General features: G+C 58.1%; 21 protein-coding genes and 1 pseudogene. 11 read left to right on the top strand and 11 right to left on the bottom strand.

The features are described 5' to 3' along the window. Window positions 1–4: 4 nt before the first annotated feature. The 6 genes from FFB58_RS03270 to adhP all read right to left on the bottom strand — a co-directional run bounded on the left by FFB58_RS03270 (window position 5) and on the right by adhP (window position 7,248). Window positions 5–994, bottom strand: a complete 990-nt coding sequence (locus tag FFB58_RS03270; protein WP_138368976.1) for a putative FMN-dependent luciferase-like monooxygenase — start codon at window positions 992–994, stop codon at window positions 5–7. After that, window positions 991–2,592, bottom strand: a complete 1,602-nt coding sequence (locus tag FFB58_RS03265; protein WP_138368975.1) for an ABC transporter ATP-binding protein — start codon at window positions 2,590–2,592, stop codon at window positions 991–993. Before FFB58_RS03265 ends, FFB58_RS03270 begins: the two co-directional genes overlap by 4 nt. Further along, a complete protein-coding gene (locus tag FFB58_RS03260; protein ID WP_138368974.1) occupies window positions 2,589–3,440 on the bottom strand; it encodes an ABC transporter permease in 852 nt (283 codons plus the stop codon). Before FFB58_RS03260 ends, FFB58_RS03265 begins: the two co-directional genes overlap by 4 nt. Continuing rightward, window positions 3,437–4,381, bottom strand: a complete 945-nt coding sequence (locus FFB58_RS03255) for an ABC transporter permease (protein WP_138368973.1) — start codon at window positions 4,379–4,381, stop codon at window positions 3,437–3,439. Before FFB58_RS03255 ends, FFB58_RS03260 begins: the two co-directional genes overlap by 4 nt. Before the next feature lie 10 nt (window positions 4,382–4,391). Then, a complete protein-coding gene (locus FFB58_RS03250; RefSeq protein WP_138368972.1) occupies window positions 4,392–6,011 on the bottom strand; it encodes a TIGR04028 family ABC transporter substrate-binding protein in 1,620 nt (539 codons plus the stop codon). Between the two features lie 226 nt (window positions 6,012–6,237). Beyond that, window positions 6,238–7,248 carry an alcohol dehydrogenase AdhP gene (adhP, locus tag FFB58_RS03245; RefSeq protein ID WP_138368971.1) on the bottom strand — a complete coding sequence of 337 codons (1,011 nt, stop codon included), beginning with the start codon at window positions 7,246–7,248 and terminating at the stop codon, window positions 6,238–6,240. Between the two features lie 406 nt (window positions 7,249–7,654). On the opposite strand from adhP, the pseudogene tssD reads away from it, so the two are divergent. The 4 genes and pseudogenes from tssD to FFB58_RS03225 all read left to right on the top strand — a co-directional run bounded on the left by tssD (window position 7,655) and on the right by FFB58_RS03225 (window position 9,721). Further along, window positions 7,655–8,146: pseudogene (gene tssD / locus FFB58_RS03240) on the top strand (type VI secretion system tube protein TssD). Next, complete coding sequence (locus tag FFB58_RS03235; protein WP_138368970.1) at window positions 8,146–8,511, top strand: tlde1 domain-containing protein; 366 nt, start codon at window positions 8,146–8,148, stop codon at window positions 8,509–8,511. The pseudogene tssD and the gene FFB58_RS03235 overlap by 1 nt, the downstream one beginning before the upstream one ends. Before the next feature lie 7 nt (window positions 8,512–8,518). Continuing rightward, complete coding sequence (locus FFB58_RS03230; RefSeq protein ID WP_138368969.1) at window positions 8,519–8,968, top strand: Shiga toxin A subunit; 450 nt, start codon at window positions 8,519–8,521, stop codon at window positions 8,966–8,968. 153 nt (window positions 8,969–9,121) lie between these two features. Next, window positions 9,122–9,721: an inorganic diphosphatase gene (locus FFB58_RS03225; RefSeq protein ID WP_138368968.1), complete on the top strand. Its 600-nt coding sequence runs from the start codon at window positions 9,122–9,124 to the stop codon at window positions 9,719–9,721. Window positions 9,722–9,758: 37 nt separating this feature from the next. Here FFB58_RS03225 and FFB58_RS03220 read toward each other — a convergent pair whose 3' ends face one another. Continuing rightward, window positions 9,759–11,468: an ABC-F family ATP-binding cassette domain-containing protein gene (locus tag FFB58_RS03220; protein ID WP_138368967.1), complete on the bottom strand. Its 1,710-nt coding sequence runs from the start codon at window positions 11,466–11,468 to the stop codon at window positions 9,759–9,761. Between the two features lie 350 nt (window positions 11,469–11,818). Here FFB58_RS03220 and FFB58_RS03215 point away from each other — a divergent pair, with 350 nt between their 5' ends. Continuing rightward, a complete protein-coding gene (locus tag FFB58_RS03215) occupies window positions 11,819–13,018 on the top strand; it encodes an MFS transporter (protein WP_138368966.1) in 1,200 nt (399 codons plus the stop codon). Window positions 13,019–13,814: 796 nt separating this feature from the next. Here the strand turns inward: FFB58_RS03215 and FFB58_RS03205 are convergent. The 3 genes from FFB58_RS03205 to bdm all read right to left on the bottom strand — a co-directional run bounded on the left by FFB58_RS03205 (window position 13,815) and on the right by bdm (window position 16,120). Next, window positions 13,815–15,512, bottom strand: coding sequence for an NAD-dependent malic enzyme (locus FFB58_RS03205; RefSeq protein ID WP_039028745.1), 1,698 nt, complete (start codon window positions 15,510–15,512; stop codon window positions 13,815–13,817). 174 nt (window positions 15,513–15,686) lie between these two features. Next, window positions 15,687–15,824 (bottom strand): stationary-phase-induced ribosome-associated protein, encoded by a 138-nt coding sequence (sra, locus tag FFB58_RS03200; protein WP_039028746.1) that lies wholly within the window; start codon window positions 15,822–15,824, stop codon window positions 15,687–15,689. An 80-nt stretch (window positions 15,825–15,904) separates the two neighbouring features. Further along, entirely contained in the window at window positions 15,905–16,120 is a 216-nt protein-coding gene (gene bdm, locus FFB58_RS03195) for a biofilm-dependent modulation protein (RefSeq protein ID WP_039028747.1), read from the bottom strand. Between the two features lie 367 nt (window positions 16,121–16,487). On the opposite strand from bdm, the gene FFB58_RS03190 reads away from it, so the two are divergent. Beyond that, window positions 16,488–16,916, top strand: coding sequence for an OsmC family protein (locus tag FFB58_RS03190; protein ID WP_003857069.1), 429 nt, complete (start codon window positions 16,488–16,490; stop codon window positions 16,914–16,916). Between the two features lie 25 nt (window positions 16,917–16,941). Here the strand turns inward: FFB58_RS03190 and FFB58_RS03185 are convergent, their stop codons facing one another. After that, a complete protein-coding gene (locus tag FFB58_RS03185; RefSeq protein WP_138368965.1) occupies window positions 16,942–17,847 on the bottom strand; it encodes a LysR family transcriptional regulator in 906 nt (301 codons plus the stop codon). A 124-nt stretch (window positions 17,848–17,971) separates the two neighbouring features. Between FFB58_RS03185 and FFB58_RS03180 the strand changes: the two genes are divergently transcribed. The 5 genes from FFB58_RS03180 to treY all read left to right on the top strand — a co-directional run bounded on the left by FFB58_RS03180 (window position 17,972) and on the right by treY (window position 26,461). Next, a complete protein-coding gene (locus FFB58_RS03180) occupies window positions 17,972–18,721 on the top strand; it encodes an SDR family oxidoreductase (RefSeq protein ID WP_138368964.1) in 750 nt (249 codons plus the stop codon). A gap of 199 nt (window positions 18,722–18,920) precedes the next feature. Beyond that, a complete protein-coding gene (locus FFB58_RS03175) occupies window positions 18,921–20,153 on the top strand; it encodes a diguanylate phosphodiesterase (RefSeq protein ID WP_039028870.1) in 1,233 nt (410 codons plus the stop codon). Between the two features lie 198 nt (window positions 20,154–20,351). Then, window positions 20,352–21,902 (top strand): methyl-accepting chemotaxis protein, encoded by a 1,551-nt coding sequence (locus FFB58_RS03170; protein ID WP_138368963.1) that lies wholly within the window; start codon window positions 20,352–20,354, stop codon window positions 21,900–21,902. A 258-nt stretch (window positions 21,903–22,160) separates the two neighbouring features. Further along, complete coding sequence (gene treZ / locus FFB58_RS03165; RefSeq protein ID WP_138368962.1) at window positions 22,161–23,945, top strand: malto-oligosyltrehalose trehalohydrolase; 1,785 nt, start codon at window positions 22,161–22,163, stop codon at window positions 23,943–23,945. Continuing rightward, window positions 23,945–26,461, top strand: a complete 2,517-nt coding sequence (treY, locus tag FFB58_RS03160; RefSeq protein ID WP_138368961.1) for a malto-oligosyltrehalose synthase — start codon at window positions 23,945–23,947, stop codon at window positions 26,459–26,461. Before treZ ends, treY begins: the two co-directional genes overlap by 1 nt. Window positions 26,462–26,485: the final 24 nt, after the last annotated feature.

Raw genomic sequence — 26,485 nt, 5'->3', positions numbered from 1 at the left:
CTCCTTATAGAAGATGAGGGGCGATCTGCTCTGCTATTAACTCAATCGAACGTAACGTGTCCTGGTGCGACGGCTCTACGGAATGCACCTGGAATGAAATATCGGTGACGCGCGCCAGCACCGAATCCTTCGCCAGCGAGGCAAGCACCGTCTGCGGCGCGCCGATGTGCGCATCGAACTGGCGACTATAATCCGTGACAGTGTCACCAGTGAGCGCGTGTCCGGCGGCCACGTGCTGCTGCGCCTGACGGGTAAGGCCCGGTTCGGCCACCTTCAGGGCATAGGCATCGCTGTCGGCGACAAAGGCGGTGCGCGAGGCCAGAATGCGCGGGGCCACGCCGGACGGCAGGGCGTCGAGATAGGCATCAATAATCGGGTTCTGGATCTGATCCAGCGTCAGGGAGAGGTTATCCGCCGGGCGCGGCTGGGTGCGGGAGAGCATCAGGCCGTGACCCTGCTGTGCGGCCCGTACTGCGCCCTCCACCGAGAAGGTGGCGATCCACACCCGCTCCGTCAGCCCGGGCGCGGGCGGATAGAGATGGTTATCCGGATGGGTCAGGGAGTCCCCGCGCCAGGCGCTCTGGATCAGATGCAGGTTGTCAGCAAAGGTCGCTGCCCGCTCGTTAATGGTCAGCCCGAACGGCAAAAACGAGGTGGGCGTGCCGCCGGAGCCAAACCCGACCTCGAGACGCCCATCGGCCAGCAGATCCAGCACCGCCGCGTCCTCCGCCACCCGCAGCGGGTTCTCCAGCGGCAGGGTGATAATGGCGGTGCCCAGGCGAATGCGGGTGGTGTGCGCCGCTACGTGGGTGAGAAATACCAGCGGCGACGGCAGGCCGCCTTCATGCTCGTGGAAATGGTGCTGGGCGATCCATGCGCTGTCAAAACCGTAGCGCTCGGCATGGCGGATTTGCTCAGTCGCCAGGCGATAACGTTCTTTGGCTGGGGCATCGTCCAGCAGTCGGGTGAAGAAACCCAGGCGTTTACGCGTCATGCGTACTCCTTCTGTGAAAAATGGGGGATGGCGTCGATCAGCTCGCGGGTGTAGTTGTCCTGCGGCGCGGCGAAAAGCGTGTCGACCGCGCCCTGTTCAACCACCTGGCCGCTGCGCAATACCGTCACGCTGTGGGCAATCCGCCGGACGGTAGCCAGATCGTGAGTGATGAACAGATAGGTCAGGCCCAGCTGCTGCTGAAGCTGCTGGAGCAGGGCGAGGATCTGCGCCTGTACGGTGACGTCCAGCGCCGAGGTGGCTTCATCCAGCACCAGAATGGTCGGCTCAAGAATTAAGGCCCGGGCAATAGCCACGCGCTGGCGTTGCCCACCCGACAGCTCCCGCGCGGTGCGGCTTAACAGCTCCGGCGGCAGGGCCACCCGCCGGGCAACGTTCTCTACCCGGGCGGCACGTTCTGCTTTATCGACGGGGGCAAAATTTTTAAGCGGCTCCTTGATGATCTCAAACAGCGTCTGGCGTGGATCCAGCGAGGCAAAGGGGTTCTGATAAACAAACTGGATCTTCTGCCGCAGCTGACGTCGCGCCTCGTGGCTGAGGGTGGTGGCGTCGATATCATCGATGATCACCTGACCCCGGTCGGCCTGCTCAAAGCCCAGCAGGATGCGGGCAAGGGTGGTTTTGCCTGAGCCGGACTCGCCTACCAGCGCGTGGGTGCTGCCGCGCTGCACGGCGAAGCTGACGTTATCCAGCGCCTGCAATTGATGGCCTTTCCCCAGCGCAAAGCGTTTGCTGATATCGATGGCGCGGATCGCAGGCGAAGCCAGCGGACGACCCGCCACCGGGGCAATGGTTAACCGCTGGCCCTGCAGGTCGCTCAGCAGCTGGCGGGTATAGGCATGCTGAGGGGCGCGTACCACGTCGGCGGTAGCCCCGTGCTCCTGCACCTCGCCGTGGCGAAACACCAGCAGGCGGTCGGCGCGCTGGGCTGCCAGGGCCAGGTCGTGGGTGACAAACAGCACCGCCGTACCCGATTCCCGGCGCAGCACGTCCAGCAGATCGAGAATGCGTTTTTGCACCGTCACGTCCAGCGCGCTGGTGGGTTCATCGGCAATAATCACATCCGGTCGCAGGGCGATGGCGATGGCAATCAACACCCGCTGTTTCATCCCGCCGGAGAGCTGGTGCGGAAACTGCTTCATCCGCTGTTCCGGATGGCTGAGACCCACTTTGGTCAGCAGAGCCAGCACCTGCTGGTCGCACGCGGCGGGGCTGATTTTCTGGTGCAGGCGAATGATTTCCCCCACCTGGGCACCGATGGTTTTCACCGGGTTGAGGGAGTTACCCGGATCCTGCGGCACCAGGCTGATGCGCGCCCCGCGCAGGTTGTTGAGCCGTTTCGCCGACCACTGGCTGAGATCTTCGCCGTTCAGACGGATGCTGCCGCCGTCGCGCCGGGCGTTGTCCGCCAGCAGGCCGATAATCGCCTGGGCGGTGGTGGTTTTACCGGAGCCGGACTCGCCAACAAACGCCAGCATCTCGCCGCGCCCGAGGGTAAAGCTGACGTTATGCACCACCTCGCGCCACTGGCGGCCCGTGCGGTAGCTGATAGTCAGATTTTCAACAGAGAGAACCGTCATGAGCGACCTCCGCTTAACTGACGACTGATACGGTTGGTGGCCAGCACCACGGCGATCACCATCAGGCCGGGGAAGGTGGTCAGCCACCAGGCGGTAGAGAGATAGTTACGTCCCTCGGCAATCAGCAATCCCCACTCCGGGATCGGCGGCGGGGTGCCGTAGCCGAGGAAGCTCAGCGTCGAGAGGGCGAGGATCGCCTGACCAAACTGCAGGGTGGCAAAGGCCAGCACTGCGGTCAGGGAGTTGGGCAGAATGTGGCGCCACAGCACCGTCCAGAAGGTGCCGCCGCTGCCAAACGCCGCTTCGACGTAATCCGTATGGCGGATGCGCACCACTTCACCGCGCGCGAGTCGGGCAAAGCTGGCGATAGACGCCACCCCAACGGCGATGGCGGCATGCACCGTGCCAAAGCCGAGCAAAATAATGACCGTCAGGGAGAGCAGCAGCGAAGGAATAGCGAGCAGCACGTCCACCATACGCATCAGCACCGACTCCACCCGTCCGGCAAACGCCCCGGCAATCACACCGATGGCGGTACCCACGATCAGCCCCATCGCCACGGCCACCAGGGCGGCGCTCAGCGAGTGGGACGCGCCATAGATGATGCGGGTGTACAGATCGCGCCCCAGCTGATCGGTGCCGAGCCAATACCCGGCCTGCGGTGCCAGGCGCTGCGCGCCGGGAATGCCTTCAATCGGGCTGAAGTGGGTAAAGAAGTCCGGTGCGATAGCCGCCAGCGCGGCAACGGCAATAATCGCCCAGGCAAACCACAGCCCCGGCTGCCAGCGAAATGCCCCCCAGGTAGGCACGCGTCTGCGCGCTGCGGCAGCGTAATCGACAAGGCTCATACAGCACCTCCGGTAACGGTTTTCAGCCGGGGATCGAACAGCGGCATCAGCAGATCCACCAGCAGGTTAATCAACACAAAGCCGAGGGCGGAGATCATCACCACCGCCTGTAACACGGCGATATCCTGGTTATTGACCGCCTGCTGGGTCAGCATCCCCAGCCCGCTGCGGCCAAAGACGGTTTCGGTGATCAGCGCCCCGGCGATCAGCTCGCCCAGCAGCAGGCCAGCGATATTCAGCACCGACAGCAGGGCATTGCCGGTAACGTGACGCCAGAGAACGGCGGTTTCGCTCAGCCCTTTGGCCCGCGCTACCGCTACAAACGGCTGGGCGGCGACCTGATCCAGACTGCGCATCAGGATCTGCGCCAGCGGGGCGGAGATCGGAATGGCGACGGTGATAATCGGCAGGATCAGCCCCTGTAGCGGGCCTGGGTTAATCACCGGGATCAGCCTCAGCTGGAATGAAAACAGCTGAATCAAGGCAATACCCAACCAGAAGGTCGGCAGGGAGATAAACAGCACCGGCAGGGACTGAATGGCGTTACTCAAAAAGCGCAGCCCTGGCAGGCGAGAGGCCAGCGCCAGGGCAAAGGCCAGTGCAACCGCCAGCGCAAAGGCGGGCAGCGCCAGGCTCAGGGTGTCCGGCAGGTTGGTGATGATAAGCTCGCTCACCGGCAACCCCGCCTGCACCGAGAAGCCAAAATCGCCGCGCAGCATCGCCCCGAGGGTGTGCAGATACTGCTGCCACAGCGGGCTGTCGGCCCCGTAGGCGATGCGCATCCCTTCGATTTGCGCCGGACTCAGGCCCAGATCCGGGTTCTGGAACTTGATCAGCACCGCATCCCCCGGCAGCACCTGAAGCAGCACAAACGACAGGGTAAACGCCGCCCATAACACCAGCAGCCCCAGCCCGGCCCGTCGCAGCAGATAGTGGCTCATCGTTGCCTCCTTAGTGTTTCTCAAGCCACGCGCCGTAGAACGACGGGCGACCGACCGCTTCAAAACTCACCCCTTTCAGCCACGGCGCACCGGCAAAGACCTGCGGCTCTTCGAAAATCGGGATCACATAGGCGTTATCCAGCAGATAGCGCTGGGCGTCGCCGGTCAGCTGGAGGCGCTTTTGCGGATCCACTTCAGCGGAGATATTCACCAGCAGCTCGTTGAGCTTGTCATCGCGGAAGCTGTTTACCTTGTCGCTGGAGCCGCCTTTTTGCAGCAGAGCGTCGCGGTTATTGGGGTAGAACATGCTCTTAACCACGTCCGGGTCGGCGCGGCCCACTTCCGACACGGTAAGCGGGGTTTTCAGCGGGTCGAGGTTGTCGATAACGCGGCTGCCAGCGTCACCGGCCTTCACGCTCAGGGCGACGCCCACCTGACGCCACTGCTGGGCGACCAGCTGTAACACCTCTTTGTTTTGTGGCTGGGGCAGGGACTCATAGATGGTCAGGGCCAGACGCTGACCGTCTTTGGCGCGAATGCCGTCGCTGCCCGCTTTCCACCCGGCTTCATCCAGCAGAGCGCTGGCTTTGGCCGGATCGAAGGTCAGTTTGTCGCTCAGATCGACATAGCCTGCGGCAGAGTCGGCAATCACCGATTTGGCCTGCGGATAGTTGGGTGAGAACAGGGTTTCCACCACCTGTTTCGCGTTGGTGGCATGCAGCAGCGCCTGGCGCACCCGCACGTCGGCTACCAGCGGATTATCCGGGCGGAAGCTGATGCTGTCGTTCACCCCGCGGGTAGGGGCGGCGTAGATGTGATACCCCTGGTCGGTGGCCTGTTTTTCGTCATAGGCCTGCACCTGGCGGATAAAATCGGCCTGGCCCGCCAGCAGCGCGCCGACGCGAACGCTGTCTTCCGGCGTGACCAGATAAGTAATGCCGTCCAGATTCGCCGGGCCCTGCTGGGCGAGGTTTTTCGGGCCCCAGGCGTAATCTTTACGCGCCTGGAGATTCACCTCCCGGCCGGGCTTCTCATCCTTCACCACGAACGGGCCGGAGCCGATGATATGGCGCGCGTCGCCCAGCTCCTCGAAGTTACGCTGTAAGGTGCTCAGAGAGACCAGACCGGAGCCGATGGTCGCGGTACCCTGTAAAAAGCCCGGCGAGGGCTTTTTGAAGTAGAACTTCACGGTCAGCGGGTCGATCACTTCGCTGCGGTCGTAGTTGTTGATCACTTCCGACACCGGCAGGCGCTGGGCCTTATTGCCTTTGCCGTAGGTATCGAAGTTCTTCGCCACCGCGTTCGCGTCCAGCGGCGTGCCGTCAGAGAAGGTAACGCCCGGGCGAAGCTTAAAGGTGTATTCGGTTTTATCGGCGTTGGTGGTCCAGCTTTCGGCGATCCACGGCTCAACCTGCAGCGTCTTTGGGTTCTGCCAGGTGAGCTTGTCGGTGATCTGATTCAGGATCCCGCCGTTGGGGTAAAACCCGCCCGCCGGGGGATAAAGGTTGGTGTGGGCCTGTTGCTCCAGATAGACCAGCGTGCCGCCTTTAACCGGCGTATCGGCAGCATAAGCCGCCGTCGTCGCAAGAATTAAAGCCGTCAGCAGCGGCAGACGAAATGGGGTTTGCATGGTGAATTCCTTTGTAATCTTCTTGTTAGCGTCGAATGCATCTTCGGGTGGGGCCGAAAAGAAGGGAACAAAGGAATTGAGCTAAGGATTTGCGGAAAGTGGCAATAAAAAACCGCGCCGGGAGTGGCGCGGTTTGGGGGGCTAAACGATTTTCGCCAGCGGATCGGCGTAATGCATGCTGATTCCGCGATGTTCGCTCTCTCCCCATAGGGAAGAGGGAAGATCGTTATGAACGGAAATCAATCACCATACGGCCACGGATCTGGCCCTGTTCCATCTCTTTGAAGATGGCATTGATATCGCCCAGCGGACGCAGCGCCACTTTCGGCACGACTTTGCCTTCGGCGGCAAACTGGAAGGCTTCGGTCAGATCCTGACGGGTGCCGACCAGCGAACCCACTACCTGAATGCCGTCCAGCACCAGACGCGGAATATCCAGGCTCATTGCTTCCGGCGGCAGGCCGACTGCCACCACGCGGCCACCGGCGCGAACGGCATCCACCGCGGAGTTAAAGGCCACTTTCGCCACCGCGGTTACCACCGCAGCGTGGGCACCACCGGTTTTTTGCTGAATGAATTTAGCGGCATCCTCATTGCGGGAGTTAACCACCAGATCGGCCCCCATGCTTTCGGCGAGTTTCAGCTGTTCGTCATTCACGTCAACAGCGATAACTTTGGCGTTAAACACGTTTTTCGCGTACTGCAGCGCCAGATTGCCCAAACCACCCAGACCATAAATAGCGATCCACTGGCCCGGCTTGATCTCAGAGACTTTGACGGCTTTATAGGTCGTCACCCCGGCACAGGTGATGCTGCTCGCGGCGGCGGAGTCCAGTCCGTCCGGCACTTTTACCGCGTAGTCGGCAGTCACGATGCACTCTTCAGCCATACCGCCATCCACCGAGTAGCCTGCGTTCTTCACGGTACGGCACAGGGTTTCGTTGCCGGAGTTGCAGTATTCGCAATGACCGCAGCCTTCAAAGAACCACGCCACGCTTGCGCGATCGCCCGGTTTAAGGGAGACGACGCCAGGGCCTACCTCCTGCACCACACCAATGCCTTCATGCCCGAGGATCACCCCGGTCTTATCGCCAAAATCGCCGTTCTTTACGTGAAGATCGGTGTGGCACACGCCACAGCACTCCATCTTCAGCAGCGCTTCGCCGTGTTTCAGCGGGCGCAGGGTTTTCTCGGTCACTTCTACCTGATGGTCTTTGGTCACGACAGCAGCTTTCATATGTTTCTCCATTTTCATATTGCGGATCTGCAATGCAGGTTAGATAAGACGATATACCTATTAAGGATTAAGTTTTTTAATGGCTGAAGCAAGGGGCTGTAACATTATGAAATCATTTAGCTTAGATGAATTCGATAATCACGAGTGGCATCACGTTTGCCCTTTCATTTTTCATGGTTATTTATACATTAAAGTTATTCGCGTTCGCATATGTAACAGACAGGAGTTTAAATAAATAGTAAATATTAAGGAATATAATTTCGGTGGGATATTGGTTTAGTAAATAATCAGTGTCGCATTGATGGCTGTTTAATTGATTGATATCAACGCTAAGCAAAAAATAGCTGTTCAAAGAACATATATTCAAAGGATACTTTTTGCTCATTTTAAAAATGGAGTTTGATCCATGGCGATACCGGTTTATTTATGGCTTACAGATGATTCTGGCAATCCTGTAAAAGGATCTGTTGATGTTCGTGGAAGAGAGGGAAGCATAGAAATAAGTGAGATTATGCATGCTCTGGAACTACCTGTAGATGACTTAACAGGTAAGATTACGGGCCCATGCGTGCACGGCCAAATGTCTTTCAGGAAAGATATCGATAGTTCTACACCTTACCTTAGTAAAGGAGTGAGTAGCGGCAGACGGTTTAAGGAAGCTATCTTCAGGTATTATCGAATTAACTATAATGGCCAGGAGTAAGAGTACTTTCGTGTAACGCTTACTGATTGCAGAATCACTGATGTTAATGCTTTTATGCTTGATATTAAAGATCCTCGTTTCGAAAAGCACTCCCATCAAGAATATGTTTCTATTAATTATGCAAATATTGAATGGCATTATTTAGATGGCAACATCATTCACTCTCACGGCTGGAATGAAAGGAGGACGGCATAATGACGTGGGTCTATAAAGTTAAGGAGGCTAAGTTTTACCTTGATGGTACCTTCAAGTTTAATGCGCTGTATGCGGGGGCTGTAGGTTACTACAACGATCCTTCTCAACAGTGTGTAAAGAACAAAGGACCATTGCCAGCGGGGAAGTACAAAATTGGCAATCCATTCCAGCATACAACAGCAGGAGGTTACGTGTTAAGACTTACAGCGGACTCCTCAAACAACATGTGTGGAAGAGATGGTTTCTTACTTCATGGCGACAGTGGAAGTCGCCCTGGAGAGGCTTCCAATGGCTGTATTGTTGTTTTGCTTAACCACAGGATTGAGATCCATACAAGCAAAGACAGAGTGTTAATAGTGGAGTAGCACGATTATGTTCAAATATCTTTGTTTTTCCTTTGTAATGCTCCCTGTTTTAGCTCAGGCTAAGATAGGTTCTGAACAGTGTGCTGATGTTGGGCGCGCAATCGAGTTAGCAACTCTTTCATCTTTTACCGATGATTTGAAAATTGATCGTTCGACTATCCTTGAGCATAAAACTGAGGTGAAATTACTTGGAGTGTTCCCTGTTTCTGATATATTGGCCAAACAATTAGCTGAGGATGCTTATAAAAAAGCCATGGCTCAAAAAAATAGTATTGTGCTCTCCAGGGAACAATATTATTCAATTTATCATGATGACAATGTGAAAAGCATTTCAGCGAAGTACACCTTTACCAATCGCGATGGTAAAAAGAATGTATTTATAGCTTTAGGTTATATCAATGATAATGAGTGCTCAGTGGATTATGGAGGTTATCTGACTCTCGCCAGAGAGTTCTGATCCAGAGGCTCATGTAAAAACAAAGGAGACAACCTTCAGGCGGTCTCCTTTACGCATTCTCCAGTCACTATTTCTGCAGCAAATATGTCATGTTTCTGACATAACCAGCCCTTAAGGTGTTGTCTTCTCAATAACCGAAGAGTTAAAAAGACAATGCATCTGGTAAAAAAACTTCTCGCAGTGAGCGTTCTTCTGTCCGCTTCCGTACAGGCGCAAAACATCCTCGAATTCCCACAGCCTGATAACAACCCGGAAGAGTTCTACGCCGTTACCGAAATTCCTGCGGGCGGGATTATTAAGTACGAGACTGACGCCAAAACCGGCTTTATTGTTGCCGATCGTTTCCAGTCGATGCCGGTGGCTTACCCGGCTAACTACGGCTCGCTGACCCAGTCCCTGGCGGGTGATGGCGATCCGCTGGACGTGATTTTCTATACCCGCGCGCCGATGGCGCCGGGCACCCTGATTAAGCTGCGCGCCATTGGCGTGTTGAAGATGATCGACGGCGGCGAGAAGGACGACAAAATCGTTGCCGTGCCGGCCAGCAAAATCGATCCGACCTACGATGACATTAAAGAGTTAAGCGATCTGCCGAAAATTGAACAGCAGCGCCTGGAGTCGTTCTTCCGCGTTTATAAACAGCTGCCGGAAGGGCGCAAATCGGTGGAGCTGAACGGCTTCAACGATGCCGCCACCGCGAAGCAGGAAATTAAACAGGCATGGGATGCCTGGAAAACGCAGCAACCGAAATAAACAATTGCCCGGCGGCGGCTACCCGCCGGGCATTGCCTTACAGCTGCGCCGTCAGCGCGGCAATCTCCTCCTGCCACTGCGCCTGAAGCTGAGGCTTCTGATGTTTAGGCTTACGCAGCCGATCCTCCTCCAGCAGTTTCTCCAGCATAATCAGCCGCTCTAACAGATCCTCAGCGGGTTCTGCCTGGCTTTCTTTCGACACAGCCTCTGCCGTTTGGTCACGCAAACCGCTGTCATCGCGCAGGCGGGCAAATACCGCATCCGCGTCATGCCATTCGCTTAAGACGCCGTTGTCGATCAGCCAGAAGCGGTTGCAGCTCTGGCTGATTAACTGCCGATCGTGGCTGACCAGCAGCACGCCGCCCTCAAACTGTTGTAACGTTTCTGCCAGCGCTTCTTTGCCTTCCATATCCAGATGGTTAGTTGGCTCATCAAGCATTAGCAGGCTGAAGCGCGCCAGCGTCAGGCCAATAAACAGCAACCGCGAACGCTCGCCGCCGCTCAGGGTGCTGACCTTTTGTCCGTGCCGCGCCCAGGCGAACCCGGCGGAGATCAGCGCCATCTTGCGATTCTGAATGTTCGGGGCGAACGGCTCCAGGGCGTCGATCAGCGTGGCCTCATCCGCCAGCTGGTGCAGCGTCTGGTCGTAGTAGCCAGGCGCTACACGAGGGTGGAGGGTTAATCCGGCGTGGTTTTCCGCAGCAATAAACTGCTGCCAGATAAGGCGCATCAGCGAGGATTTGCCACAGCCGTTGCGCCCGACGATGGCGACCCGGTCGCCGCTTTTTAGCCGGACGTTTTCCACTGAGAACAACGGCGGCAGGCCCGGGGCTGGGGCCACGTCGAGCAACGCGATCTCCAGCAACCGGTCGGCCCGCAGGGCATCGCCGTGCAGGGTTAAGGTCCAGGGGCTGCCCGCCGTCAGCGACGTCTGGCTCTCCTTCAGCCGCTCCACCTGGCGCTCCATCTGCTTAGCTTTACGGGCCAGATCCTCGTTGTCGTAGACCTTGCCCCAGGTCGCCAGCCGTTTTGCACTGGCGGTGACCCGGTCGATCTCCTTTTGCTCTGCTTTATGGCGCAGGGCGTCGCTCTCGTCTTTCTCCGCCAGCGCCTGACGCGCCCGGGTGCAGGGAAGGGCGAAGTAGTGCAGCGTTTTGTCCCGCAGGATCCAGCTGCCGTTGGTGACGGCATCCAGCAGCTGCCTGTCGTGGGACACCAGCACAAAGCTGCCGGACCAGCTCTGTAAAAACTGCTCCAGCCACAGCAGCGTGGGCAGATCCAGGTGGTTGCTGGGTTCATCCAGCAGCAGCAGATCCGGCTCGCTTATCAGTGCCCGCGCCAGCAGGAGTCGCGTGTGCTGCCCGCCGCTGAGGGTGGCCGATTGCAGGGCAGTGTCTTCCGGGGTAAAACCCATGTTCGCCAGCAGGGTCTCCGCCCGCCAGCGCTGGCTCTCACGCTCAGCAACCGGCAGCTGCGCCAGAACCGCGTCGAGCATGGTCAACGGGTAGATCTCAGGAGGAAGATGCTGCTCCACCCGCGCCATCAGGCAATGACCGGCCAGCGCCACCGTGCCGGAAAGGGGCGTATCGGTGCCGTCGAGGATCTTCAGCAGGGTACTTTTGCCGCAGCCGTTATCGCCCAGCAGACCGATGCGGTCGCCTTTTTTCAGGCTAAAGGAGAGGTTGTCGAACAGGGTGTCGAAGGCGGTATCAACACGTAAAAATTGTGCAGTCAGTAATGTGCTCATTTGCTTACTCAAGAGTTACAGGCGTAAAAACGCCTCGTCAATCAACGCTGACGATAACCCGGTAAGCCCGAGAGAAGGGGTTGTCTTAGGTGTCTTCGCTCAAGCCGAAGTTATCGCAGCACGAAACCGATAACGCTTGAGCAGATGCGATCACCAAGGTGAAGTGAAATATCAAAAATTTCACAGCACAGCATAATTAGCCTCCTTAGTATTCAGTAGGTTGATGGATGAAGCGAGTGTAGCGGGGAAGCGCGCTTTCAGCAAGGTAAGCTATTTGGTTGCATTTTAAAACTATCTGACCTAGCCTTACAGTGGTTTTATTTTGAAACCATTAAAGGAGTTTTGGGAGCATGAAAGCACAACTGACGTTACTGCCTGGCCAGGCGATATCCGCAGGTCTGTCACGCAGCCTGGTGTGGCTCTTCGCCATCGCCAGCGGCATGAGCGTGGCAAATGTCTATTTCGCGCAGCCGCTGCTTGATGCGCTGGCGCAGGATTTTGCCATCAGTCAGGCGGCAATCGGCGGGGTTGTTACCGCAACCCAAATCGGATGTGCGCTGGCTCTGCTGTTTCTGGTGCCGCTGGGAGACAGGGTCGATCGTCGTCGACTGATGGCGATACAGCTACTGGCGCTGGTTGCCGCGCTGGTGGTGGTGGGGACGGCGCAATCCGCCCCGGTGCTGCTGGCGGGTATGCTTGCCGTCGGCCTGCTCGGTACGGCGATGACCCAGGGGCTGATAGCCTGCGCGGCCAGCGCCGCTGCCCCTCATGAACAGGGGCGGGTGGTAGGAGTGGCGCAGGGCGGGGTCTTTATCGGATTGCTGCTGGCGAGAGTGTTTGCCGGGGGCGTCAGCGATCTGGCGGGCTGGCGCGGGGTCTATTTCTGCGCCGCATTTCTGATGCTGGGGATTGCGATCCCGCTCTGGCGACGACTGCCTGCCTTGCCGCCTGCCGGTTCGCTCACTTATCCGCGCCTGCTCGCTTCAATGCTGACGCTACTGAGGGAGGAAAAGGTGCTCCAGGTCAGGGGCACGCTCGCGCTGCTGATGTTTGCTGCCTTTAATATTTTCTGGAGCGCGTTGGTGCTGCCCCTGAGCGCGCCACCCTATAACTTTTCCCATACCGCTATTGGCGCATTCGGGCTGGTGGGGGTCATTGGCGCCCTGGCCGCATCACGGGCCGGGCAGTGGGCGGACCAGGGGCTGGCGCAACGCACCAGCGCAATGGCGTTGGCGATGCTGCTGCTGGCCTGGTGGCCGCTATCGCTAATGGACGTGTCGCTGTGGGCGCTGGCGATCGGCATCGTGCTGCTCGATCTTGGCGGACAGGCGTTGCATGTTACAAACCAGAGCCTGATTTTCCGCACCCGACCGGAAGCACATAGCCGGTTGGTGGGGCTGTATATGCTGTTTTACGCGGTGGGTAGCGGGCTGGGGGCGATCGGTACGACCATAACCTATGCCCATTTCGGCTGGCAGGGGGTGTGCCTGCTGGGGGCGGGAATGAGTATGCTGGCGCTGGTGTTCTGGTGGGTGACGCGGGGGAGGTAAGGTGCGGTATTTTGCCGGGTGGCGGCTTCGCCTTACCCGGCCTCGGGTTCGGTGCGGTCTTGCCGGGTGGCGGCTTTGCCTTACCCGGCCTACGGGTTCGGTGCGGTCTTGCCGGGTGGCGGCTTTGCCTTACCCGGCCTACGGGTTCGGTGCGGTCTTGCCGGGTGGCGGCTGCGCCTTACCCGGCCTACGGGTTCGGTGCGGTCTTGCCGGGTGGCGGTTTTGCCTTACCCGGCCTTCGGGTTTGGTGCGGTCTTGCCGGGTGGCGGCTTTGCCTTACCCGGCCTACGGGTTCGGTGCGGTGTTTTTCCGGGTGACGGCTTTGCCTTACCCGGCCTACGGGTTCGGTGCGGTGTTTTGCCGGGTGGCGGCTGCGCCTTATCCGGCCTACGGGTGACGGCTTCGCCTTACCCGGCCTACGGGTTCGGTGCGGTCTTGCCGGGTGGCGGCTTTGCCTTATCCGGCCTACGGGTGACGGCTTCGCCTTACCCGGCCTACGGGTTCGGTGCGGTCTGGCCGGGTGGCGGCTTTGCCTACCCGGCCTACGGGTTCGGTGCGGTCTGGCCGGGTGGCGGCTTTGCCTACCCGGCCTACGGGTTCGGTGCGGTCTTGCCGGGTGGCGGCTTTGCCTTACCCGGCCTACGGGTTCGATGCGGTGTTTTGCCGGGTGGCGGCTTTGACTTATCCGGCCTACGGGTTCGGTGCGGTCTTGCCGGGTGGCGGCTTCGCCTTACCCGGCCTGGCGTGACGATTTTGTAGGCCGGGCAAGCGTTAGCGCCGCCCGGCGTTGCAGGAGTTAAATAGACGTCCGGCGGTAGCTGCGGTATTCCGGCTTCCAGAAGTTCTCGTCGATTGCCTGCTGCAGGGCGTCGGCAGAAGTTTTTACCGCCACGCCTTGCTGCTGGGCCATTTTCCCCACCGCAAAGGCGATGGCTTTCGACACCACATGGATATCCTTCAGCTCCGGCAGGACCAGCCCTTCGCCGTTGTTCACCAGCGGAGAGTGCTTCGCCAGAGTTTCGCTGGCGGACATCAGCATCTCATCGGTGATGCGCGACGCGCCGGAGGCGATCACCCCAAGGCCGATACCCGGGAAGATATAGGAGTTGTTGCACTGGGCAATCGGATAGATTTTGTCCTTCCAGACCACAGGTGCAAACGGGCTGCCGGTGGCGACCAGGGCGTTACCTTCGGTCCACGCGATGATGTCCTGCGGGGTCGCTTCCACACGCGAGGTCGGGTTAGAGAGCGGCATCACGATCGGACGCGCGCAGTATTTATGCATCTCGCGGATGATCTCTTCGGTGAACAGCCCGGTCTGGCCGGAAACGCCAATCAGAATATCCGGCTTCACGTTACGCACTACATCCAGCAGGGAGAGCACCTCACTGTCGGTATCCCAGTTTTTCAGGTTCTCGCGCTTTTGCACCAGTTTGGTCTGGAACGGCAGCAGGTTCGGCATGGCGTCGGTCAGCAGGCCAAAGCGATCCACCATAAAGACGCGGGAACGGGCCAGCTCTTCGCTTAAGCCTTCGCGCTGGGTCTGGGCGATGATCTGCTCGGCGATACCGCACCCGGCGGAGCCTGCACCGAGGAAGACGATTTTCTGATAGCTCAACTGGTTGCCTGCCGCGCGGCTGGCCGCAATCAGCGTGCCGACCGTGACCGCCGCAGTGCCCTGAATGTCGTCGTTAAAGGAGCAGATTTCATCGCGATAGCGATTCAGCAGCGGCATGGCGTTTTTCTGGGCGAAATCTTCGAACTGCAGCAGCACGTCCGGCCAGCGATGCTTCACCGCCTGGATGAAATCATCCACGAACTGATAGTACTCGTCGTCGGTGATGCGCGGGTGACGCCAGCCCATATAGAGCGGATCGTTGAGCAGCTGCTGGTTGTTGGTTCCGACATCCAGCACCACCGGCAGGGTGTACGCCGGGCTGATGCCGCCGCAGGCGGTGTACAGCGACAGTTTACCGATTGGAATTCCCATCCCGCCGATCCCCTGGTCGCCAAGACCGAGAATACGCTCGCCGTCGGTTACCACGATCACTTTGATGTTGTGGTTGGAGACGTTCTGCAGGATGTCGTCCATGTTGTGACGGTTCTGATACGAGATAAACACGCCCCGGGAACGGCGATAAATTTCCGAGAAACGTTCGCAGGCGGCACCGACGGTTGGGGTGTAAATCACCGGCATCATCTCGTCGAGGTGGTTTTGCACCAGGCGGTAGAAAAGGGTTTCGTTAGTGTCCTGGATGTTGCGCAGGTAGATGTGCTTGTCGATCTCGGTTTTGAATCCCTGGTACTGGATCCACGCGCGTTCGGCCTGCTCTTCGATGGTTTCGACCACTTCTGGCAACAGACCCAGCAGGTTAAAGCTGCTGCGCTCTTCCATGCTGAAGGCGCTGCCCTTGTTCAGGAGAGGGAATTCCAGCAGAACCGGACCGGCGTAAGGAATATAGAGGGAGCGATGTTTTTTGGCTTTGTTGTCCATGTTACTCACTTGATTTGTGCATATCCGTCCCTGGCACTGTTGTTAATCATCGTTGCTGTCGTGCCCTTAGGGGGTGTCAGGCGGGTAGTATAAATGAGGTGAATGTTAAATACCGCAACATACAAACAAAAACACCACCGGCTAAGCGGTGGTGTCGGTATCTCACTGGCGAACTTACTTCGGTTCGTGGCGTTTTCTGCCGGTGGCATTGGTGACCTGCGTTTCGCTGTCACCCTCAATCACCACTTTGCGCTGGTTAGACAGCTTGTAGTTCAGTCCCAGAATATGGCGTGCCTGACGGTTCGATTTCATATTGACTCCTCCATCCTGTTGATGTTGATAAGGCGAACGAAATGTAACCCCTTAGGTTGCTGATCCAGCATAGCAGGTTTTCAGAAACTGGCGTGTTGGCCGCTGACAACGTAGTTAATGGTCTGCTGGTAGATATCACTGAGGATGTCATTATCTGAGGCTTCCACCCACTTTGTCAGTTCCATCAAAATGTCATCTTCAGTGACAGCGCCCATTTCAGCGCGCAGACCCTGTGCAATAGCGTTAACCAGCTCCGGCTGTGCGGATGTTGTATTTGCAGAATAATAATTAAACATGTTGCCTCCGTGTCGTTTTCTGTTTAATGGTCCGGCTCGCAAAAACATCAGTGGTATTCAGAATGGCAAATATTTATGCCGCTGTGTTTAAGAATCGTCTCAGAAATATTAGTGTCATAAAATCATGCTTTTTCATGATCTTAAAAAACAGAATATATTCTCCCTAACCTTTGAATATATCTTTATGCCATTCGGTTACCCGAAAATAAATATTGCCGAAGACGAATTTAAATTACACGGAAAAAAAGGATTTGCAATACGTCTAACCGCTCTGGCGTCACAGAATTTTCTTGATATTCCACTATTTCGGGCTGCCCTCGCTGCGTGGTCTATACTGAAGGCTTTGTAAGCCAAAAGGAGAGCAATAATGACAATTCATAAGCACGGTTCAGCACACTGGTCTGGCGATATCAAGCGCGGCAAGGGGACGGTTTCTACCGAGAGCGGCGTTCTTAATCAGCAACCCTACGGCTTCAATACCCGCTTTGAAGGGGAGAAGGGTACCAACCCGGAAGAGTTGATCGGTGCGGCGCATGCGGCATGTTTCTCCATGGCGCTGTCATTGATGCTGGGTGAAGCGGGTTATACCGCGGATTCTATCGATACCACGGCGGATGTCTCGCTGGATAAAACCGACAGCGGCTTTGCCATCAGCAAAGTGGCCCTGCAGAGCAAAGTGACCGTTCCGGGGATCGACCCGCAGCAGTTCGACGGCATCATTCAGAAAGCGAAAGCCGGGTGTCCGGTGTCACAGCTGCTGAAAGCTGAAATCACCCTCGACTATAAGCTGAACTGACCGTCCAGCCGGGCGCTCCGCCCGGCTATCCCTTCACCGCGTCCGGAAACACCTCCGCCAGCCACGCGATAAACACCTTCAGACGATGCGTCATATGCCGGTTTTGCGGATAAACCACGTAAAACGGATAGTGTGGCGGACGCCATTTATCGAGGATCTCCACCAGCGTTCCCGCTTCCAGCAGGGCGCCTGCGGAGTACCGAAATGTCTGAACAATCCCCATTCCAGCTACCGCGGCCGCCAGGTGCGCGTTGCTCTCGTTTACCCCGATACGATGCACCAGGTTAATCTCGCGGATCTCACCATCCTGGGTAAAGCGAAACGGCACGGCGCGCCCGGTCACCGGCGAGAGATAACAGACCAGCTTATGGCCGTTGCGAAGCTCTTCAGGGTAGGCGGGAAGGCCGGACTGCTTCAGATAGCCCGGCGTGGCGCAGGTGACCATCTCCGCATTGCCGATGTGCCGGGCAATCAGGGAGGAGTCCTCCAGCGCGCCACCGCGGATCACGCAATCCACATTGCCGCTGATTAAATCCACCGGCCGGTCTGCCACGCCGAGATCGATACGGATTTCAGGGTAGCGGCGCATAAAATCCGGCAGGGCCGGGATCAGCACGTCCCGCGCCGTTGAGCCGCCGACGTCAATGCGCAGATGCCCCTGGGGCTGCTGTTTTACCGAGCTGAACGAGGTGTCGATATCTTCGATATCAATCAGCACCCGGCGGGCCTTTTCGTAATACTCCTGTCCCTCCGGGGTTGCCGTCACCCGCCGGGTGGTGCGCTGCAACAAACGCACGTCGAGATGCGCCTCCAGCGCCTTGACCAGCTTGCTGAGGGTAGCGATGGGCATGTTGAGCGAGTCCGCCGCCCGGGTAAAACTGCCGGTTTCCACTACGCGGGTATAGGCGCGCATGGCCAGTAATTGATCCATAGAGGCACTCAGTGAAACGGAGATTATTTCCCCAGAGAAAAAGTGATTTCCATTTTTGCTGATTTTTCCGTAATCCCGCAAGCGCTACAGTGCATCCACACCCACAACGCGGAAGGAAAATCACATGAACACAACATTAACAGGTAAGGTCGCTCTGGTTACCGGCGGCACCAGCGGTATCGGTCTGGCAACGGCTAAAGAATTACAAGATCAAGGTGCGAAGGTCTATATCACCGGTCGCCGTCAGGCGGAGCTGGACAAGGCCGTCGCCACCCTCGGCGGGCAGATCACCGGCATTCGCGCCGACGCCTCGGTACTGGCGGATCTCGACACGGTCTATGCGCAAATCGCCGAACAGTCCGGGCGGCTGGATGTGCTGTTCGCTAACGCCGGTGGCGGCGACATGCAGCCGCTCGGGGCGATTACCGAAGAGCACTTCGACCGTATTTTTGCCACCAACGTGCGCGGCGTGCTGTTTACGGTGCAGAAGGCGCTGCCGCTGCTGGCGGACAAAGCCTCGGTGATCCTGACCGGCTCCACGGTCTCGGTTAAAGGCACCGCCAACTTTAGCGTTTACAGCGCAAGCAAGGCGGCAGTAAGAAACTTTGCCCGCTCCTGGGCGCTGGATTTACAGGGGCGCGGTATCCGGGTGAACGTGGTCAGCCCGGGCCCGATTAAAACGCCAGGGCTGGGCGAGCTGGTGCCGGAAGATCAGCGTCAGGGTCTGTTCGATGCGTTAGCCGCCACGGTACCGCTGGGCCGCATCGGTGAACCGGAAGAGGTGGGCAAAGCGGTTGCGTTCCTCGCCTCAGATGCTGCCAGCTTTATCAACGCCGTTGAGCTGTTTGTCGATGGCGGGATGGCGCAGATTTAATCTAAATTCTGCCACGGACGGCTGGATAGCTCGCAGCAACATGGACGTTTCAGCTGCCTGTGTTTAAACATTCATCCAGCTTATTTTTGAGCCGAATCGCTTCTTTCCTGATATATCCTTTTAATACTATTAGTCGACAAATGTAATTTATGCTAAACAATAGCTTATAAGACTTCACATTCGACCGGGAACAATGGCTGTGCTGACAACTCTCATTTACAAAAGCCAGTTAAATCCATCCTGCAAATCTTTATCCCTTCTCTCACTTGTTGAAAAAGCCAAATACAGCAATGCCGCGCTGGATGTGACGGGCATTCTGCTGTTTAACGGCCTTGACTTTTTGCAGATCCTCGAAGGGTCGGAAGAGGTCATCGAAAACCTGTTCGTGAAGATAGGCCAGGACAAGCGCCACTTCGGCGTGGTGGAGCTGATGCGGGATTACGCCCCGCGCCGCCGCTTCGAGAACGTCGGCATGCTGCTGTTCGATCTGCGGATCGATACGGCAAAATCGGTGCGGTCGTCCGTCCTGCGCTACAGCAAGCTGGATAATTATCTGGCGGCGGAAGACAGGGTATTTAAATTTATTCAGTCGTTTATCACCCAGCAGAAACAGACGAGCAATGGCTCGGCCTTCCTGCCGGATAAATGGACCCTGACCCCGGAACATGCCCCGTTTGGTAATTCCATCAACGGGCTGATTGATAACCAGGTCTGTCAGTTTGCCCTGCAGCCGATTGTGCAGCCTGGCGAAGGGAAAATCTCCTCGCTCGAGGCGCTGATCCGCGGTAATGACGGCGGAAGCCCGGAGCGATTCTTTAATGCCATCGATCAGGACAAAGTGTACGAAGTGGATCTGCAGACCAAGGCCTACGCCTTTGCGCTGGCCGAGAAAATTGGCATTGGCGATCATAAAATCGCCATTAACCTGCTGCCGATGTCGCTGGTGAACGTCCCGGGCGCCGTCGATTATCTGATGGACCAGATCCTTATCCATGGCCTGCAGCCGGAGCAGGTGGTGATTGAAGTGACCGAAAACGAAATGATCTCCGGCTTCAACCAGTTTAACAGCGCCATCAAGCAATTGCGGGCGGCGGGTATTGGTCTGGCGATTGATGATTTTGGCTCAGGCTATGCAGGGCTCTCGTTATTGACGCGCTTCCAGCCGGATAAACTGAAAATCGATCGCGAGATTGTCAGCAATATTCACCTGAGCGGCCCCAAGCAGGCGATTGTTAAGTCGATAGTCAGCTGCTGCACCGATCTGGAGATTGCGCTGGTGGCCGAGGGCATCGAGAAAATCGAGGAGTGGTGCTGGCTGGAGTCGGCAGGCATCAAGCGTTTTCAGGGTTTTCTCTTCTCCCGACCTAAATTAAACGGGGTGGGCGATATTCACTGGCCGCAATTTTCCAGCGCTGCTTATTTGAGCGATTAAATAGTCGGCAAGCAGATTCGAATAAATAGTTGAATATTTTCAATGCATGGCGGGTTAAAATATTAGCAATAATTTTGTAATGCAGTGATTTTAATAAAGTTAATTATTTTATGGGTTTTTTATAAATAAATAACTTTAACTCAATCTTAAATTTTCGCTGCCGATAATACCTCAGACCGTATTGTTTCTGAGGTATTTATGTCGTTAAAAAAGTCTTCCCTTGCCATTCTTCTTGCCCTGTTGTTTTTCTTTGTCGCCAGTGCCGCAACCAACGTCTGGCTGGCGATTAAGAGCAATAACTCCCTGGATAACGTCAATAAAGAGATTCAGGTGGTGTTATCCATTATCGATCCTATCAACCACAGCCGTACCCTGCGGGTGCGGGTCATGGAGTATATGAAGCAGGTGGAGAGCGGGGATACCACCGGTCTCGACGAAAAGCTGGCCTCCGTTAAGTTGGCGCTGACCAAAGCGGACGGGGCGTTTGCGACGTTTAATGCGGCACCGCGTCTGGCGGATGAAGCGCCGTTAGTGAAAGACTACGACGAGGCCTGGCTGGCCTACCGCGATCGCGGCCTGGCCCCGCTGATTGACGCGGCCGCCGCCCACGACAAGGCAAAGTTTGATGCCCTGATCCCGCAGATCTCCGGTCTCGACCGTCAGTATGAAATCGTCCTCGACCAGGTGCTCTCTATACACCAGAAATACGCAAAACAGCTTAACGACGATGCGCGTTCCCACTTTGCCTCTGGCTTAATCATTATTGCCGCCTTTGCCGCGCTGTTTGTGGTGGTGATTATCGGGGTCAGTGTCCTGATGAAGCGCTTCGTGTTCGCCCCGATTAATCTGGCGCGCGAGCACTGCAGCCAGATTGCCGCCGGTCAGTTGACGGAAGCGGTGCCGCAGAAAGCCGGGTCGAAAAACGAGATCGATCTGCTGATGGGCTCGATGGAGCAGATGCGTCTGGCCCTGCTGGATACCATCTCTCAGGTACGTGAAGCCTGTCGTACCGTGAACTACGCCTCGCAGGAGATTGCTTCCGGCAATATCGACCTGGCGTCCCGTACCGAACAGCAGGCGTCGGCCCTGACGGAAACCGCTGCCAGCATGGAACAGCTGAGCGCCACGGTTGCCAACAACACCGATAACGTCAACCAGGCCGGTAAGCTGGTGCAGGATGCGGTGACCAATGCCCGCACCGGGGAGGCGGTGACCCGCGAGGTGATCGAGACTATGAACACCATCGCCGCTAACTCCCAGCGCATCGAAGATATCACCAGCGTGATTAACAGCATTGCCTTCCAGACCAACATTCTGGCGCTGAACGCCGCCGTTGAAGCCGCCCGCGCCGGGACGCAGGGGCGTGGATTTGCGGTGGTGGCGACCGAAGTTCGTACCCTGGCGCAGAAAAGCGCCGTGGCGGCGAAGGACATTGAGAACCTGATCGCCCAGTCGGTCTCCAGCGTGAAAAACGGTTCGCAGCTGGTGAACCGTTCGGGTGAGGTGATCAATGCCATCATCGCGTCGGTGAATAAGGTGAATGCGCTGATGGAGCAGCTCCAGGTTGCCTCCGAAGAGCAGAGCCGCGGCATTGGGCAGGTCGGGCAGGCGGTGACCGAGATGGACGGCGTGACCCAGCAGAACGCCGCTCTGGTTCAGGAGTCAGCGGCAGCGGCGGCGTCGCTGGAAGAGCAGGCCAGACACCTCTCGCAAAGTATCGCCAGCTTCCGCCTGCCGGAACCGGCGTAAGGCGCTGGTATCGTTTGCTTGCCCGGCGGCGCTCAGCTAGCCGGGCCTACGGTAGGCCGGGTAAGGCGCAGCCGCCACCCGGCAACCCCGCACCGTTACTCCCCTCAACCGCTTCGTCGTGACCCATCTCACATTAAATTTCCTGGTCTATGCTTGATGTTCATGCGCGGTGGATTGCCGCCGCACTTTCTCTTTTTCCCTCTGCGTAACGTTCAACGTTAAGCAACCCGAGGAACACGGGTCAAACGAGGTGGTGGAATGACAGCAAAATCTATTACGTATTGGGGTTGTGAACACGTTGATGCGAACACGGTTCGCTTTCATTTATGGGCCAGCGGCCAGGAGCAGGTTTCCCTGCGCCTGAACGACGAAACCCTGGCGATGCACCCGACCGGTGACGGCGGCTTCGACCTGACGGTTGATTACGTCAAACCCGGTTCGACCTACAGTTATATCCTGTCTGACGGCACCGCCGTGCCGGATCCCGCTTCCCGCGCCCAGCAAGGGGATGTGAATGGCCCATCGCTGGTGTGCGATCCCGACAGCTATGTCTGGCGCAACACCCAGTGGCGAGGCCGACGCTGGGAAGAGAGCGTGGTTTATGAGCTGCATATCGGGACCTTCACCCCTGAGGGCACATTCCGCGCGGCCACCGAGAGACTGCCGTATCTGGCGTCGCTGGGCATCACCATGATTGAGCTGATGCCCGTGTCCCAGGCCGGGGGCAATCGCGGCTGGGGCTACGATGGTGTTCTGCTCTATGCCCCGCACAGCGCCTACGGTACGCCGGACGATCTGAAAGCCTTCGTCGATGCCGCCCACGGGCTGGGGCTGTCGGTGGTGCTGGACATCGTGCTGAACCATTTCGGCCCGGAAGGAAACTACCTCCCGCGCCTGTCGCCGGACTTTTTCCATCCTGAGCGGATGACCCCCTGGGGGAACGGGATTGCCTACGATGTGGCCCCCGTGCGCCAGTTTATAACCGACGTGCCGCTGTACTGGCTGAAAGAGTTCCGCTTCGACGGATTGCGCTTCGACGCTATCGATCACATTACAGATTCGTCTGAAAAACACGTTCTGGAAGAAATTGCTGAACGCATTCGGGAGGAGATTACCGACCGTCCGGTGCATCTCACCACCGAAGACAGTCGTAACATTATTTCCCTGCATCCTTACCGGGAGGACGGCACGCCGGAGCTGTTCACCGCCGAATGGAATGACGATCTGCACAACGCCATTCACGTGCTGGCGAGTGGCGAAACCCACGCCTGGTACCGCGACTTCGCGCATCAGCCGGAGAAATGGGTCGCCCGGGCGCTGGCGGAAGGGTTCTCCTATCAGGGGGAAATCACGCCCCGGCACCGCGAGCCGCGCGGGGTGAAAAGTATCGACCAGCCGCCGGTGGCCTTTGTCGACTTTATCCAGAACCACGATCAGGTGGGCAACCGGGCCCACGGGGATCGTCTGCTCTCCCTGATTGGGGAGAAGCGCACCAAAGTGCTGCTGGCCGCGCTGCTGCTGTCGCCGCACATTCCGCTGCTGTTCATGGGCGAAGAGTATGGCGAAACCCGGCCGTTCCTCTTCTTTACCGATTTCCACGGCGAGCTGGCCCGCGCAGTACGGGAAGGACGGGCGAAAGAGTTTGCCGATCATGCCAGCCATCAGGAAGAAGGGGTGCCCGATCCGAATTCGCCGGAGACCTTCAATCGGTCGAAACTCGACTGGGACAAACTCAACCAGCCGGAGGGCGAGAGCTGGCTGAACTTTACCCGTCATCTGCTGGAGCTGCGTCAGCAGGCGATTGTGCCGCTGCTGGCTACGGCGCGCAGCGGCGGGGGCAAAGTGCTGGAAACAGGACCCGGCTGCGTGGCAGTGACCTGGACGTTTCCTCGGGGGACGTTGTCGCTGGCGTTTAACGTCGGCGGCCATACGGAGGAGATGCCCGACCTGCCGGGAGAAACCCTCTTTGCCTGGCCTGAGATCCACACCGAATTACGGCCCGACACCCTTATTGTCCGACTTGCCCCTGGAGAAACACATTAATGATCCCCACAGCGACCTGGCGTATTCAGTTTCGTAACGGCATGACCTTCGATCGTGCCGCCAGTCTGGTGCCTTATCTGCAACAGCTCGGCATCAGCCATCTGTATGCCTCGCCGATTTTTACCGCTGCCCGTGATTCGACCCACGGCTACGACGTAACCGATGCCAATGAGATCGACCCGACCCTTGGCGGCCGCGCCGGATTTGAACGCATGGTCAGCGCCCTGAAGGCGGCTGGCCTGGGGCTGATCCTCGATATCGTCCCCAACCACATGTCCACCTCGCTGGAAAACGCCTGGTGGCGGGACGTGATTGAGCACGGCGAGAAGAGCCGCTATGCCCGCCATTTTGATATCGACTGGTCGCGCCGCCTGACGCTGCCGTTTTTAGGCGATGACTTTGAGGTGGTGCTGGCAAACGGCGACATCAGCGTGCAGCGCGATCCCGATACCGGCAAACCGGCGCTGGCCGTTTACGATAATTTTTATCCGCTCACCCCCGATAGCTGGATGGGACGCGAAGAGGAGGTGCTGAGCCTGCGCGAGCCCGCCGCGATAACCCGTCTGCATGACCAGCAGCCGTGGCGTCTTACCAGCTGGCGCGATGCTCCGCACGACCTCTCCTGGCGGCGCTTCTTCGAGATCACCGGCCTGGTGGGCGTGCGGGTTGAGGATGACGCGGTCTTTGATGACAGCCATGCGCTGATCCTGGAGCTGGTGCGTTCCGGGGCGGTGGACGGGCTGCGAATCGACCACGTGGATGGCCTGGCCGACCCGCGCGCCTATCTGCAGCGTCTGCGGCAGGAGGCTGGCCCCGAGTGCTATATCACCGTCGAGAAGATCCTCAGCAAAGGCGAGAACCTTCCCAAAGACTGGCCGATCTCCGGCACCACCGGGTATGAATTTATCGCCTCGCTCTCTGAAGTGCTGGTGGATGACGACAAAATTGACCGTCTGCGTCAGGCCTACGACACGGTGATCGGCAGCCCGGTGGATATGGATGCCGAACTGCGGGCGGCGCGCCTGCTGATGGTGGATCGCAATTTCGCCGGAGAGTTTTCTACCCTGGTGAAGCTGGCAACAGACCTTGCGCAGACGGAAGGCATTGCCCTTGAAGAAGAGCCGCTGCGCCTGGCGCTGCGCGAACTGCTGGTGGCCTTCCCGGTGTATCGCACCTACGGTACGCAGCAGGGGATGTCCCCGGCGGACGTGCGCCTGCTCCAGAACGTGCTGGCGCACGTCAGTGCCGACCAGCCGTCTCTTGAGTTGCTGACCCGCATTCTGACCGGCGAGGTCTCCGATGCGGCCCGCGACGCCGCCAGCCAGTTCCGCACCCGCTTCCAGCAGCTGACCGGACCGCTGATGGCGAAATCGGTCGAAGACACGCTGTTTTTCCGCCAGCACATGGATCTGGCGCTCAACGAGGTGGGAGCCGAGCCGGTGCCGCGCGCCTTCTCACTGACGCGTTTTCACAGCGAAATGGCGGCCCGGCGTGAGCGTCAGCCGGACGCGCTCTCCGGCACCTCCACCCACGACACCAAGCGCGGGGAAGATGCCCGCGCCCGGCTCTACACCCTGACCGAAGCCCCGGAGATGTGGGCGGAGTGCGTGGCCCGCTGGCAGCAGCTTAATCAGACCCATGTCCGTTTTCTGAACGACGGTACGGCACCAAGAGGCGCCGACACCTGGATGCTGTATCAGGCGCTGGCGGGGGTCTGGCCACCTGAGCTGGGACCTGAGGACGCGGCGGGACTAAAGGCGCTGGAAGAGCGTTTCCTCGCCTTCGTGGAGAAAGCCCTGCGCGAAGCCAAGCTGCGCACCGACTGGGTGGACAGCAACGAAGCCTACGAGACGGTGGTGCTGGAGTACGCCCGCCATCTGCTGTCGCCGGAAAATCAGGATTTCTTGCGCGACTTTACCCGCTCGTTACGCCCGTTTATCCATGCAGGCCTGGTGAACAGCCTGAGCCAGACCGTGATCAAACTGACGGCGCCTGGCGTGCCGGATGTTTATCAGGGCAGCGAAGGGCTCAACTTCAGCCTCGTCGATCCGGATAACCGTCGCGAGCCGGATTTCACGCAGCTGAGCCAGCAGCTCCAGAGCGCCGACCACCACACCGCCTCCCGGGAGGCAAGCTGGCTGGACGGACAGCTAAAGGTCTATGTGACCAGCACGCTGCTGCACCTGCGCCAGCGCAAACCGGCGCTGTTCCGCTGGGGGAGCTATGTGGCGTTGCTGACCCGTGGCGAAAGGGCGGATAAGGCGATCGCCTTTGCCCGCATGGATGATGATGACGCCTTGATTGTGGTGGCGCCGCGACTGGCGTTTGCCAGCGCTGCGGATGCGTTCCCGGTGAACGGAGCGGCCCTGTGGGGGGAGACAGAGGTCGTTCTGCCTGCCGAACTGGCTGGACGCCGCTATCAGGACTGTTTTAGCGGTGAAATCGTTATGCCAGGCGAAAGCCTGAGATTACATGATGCACAGGATTGCTGGCGGGTGTTAATCGCCTGCAGCTAATGATTAACGTTCGAGGGAAAGACT

The organism is Enterobacter sp. MF024 (genome assembly GCF_005843915.1).
Classification (GTDB): Bacteria; Pseudomonadota; Gammaproteobacteria; order Enterobacterales; family Enterobacteriaceae; genus Enterobacter; species Enterobacter barmai.
Note: the sequence above shows the minus strand (reverse complement) of the source record. Positions and strands in the feature narration are given on the sequence as shown.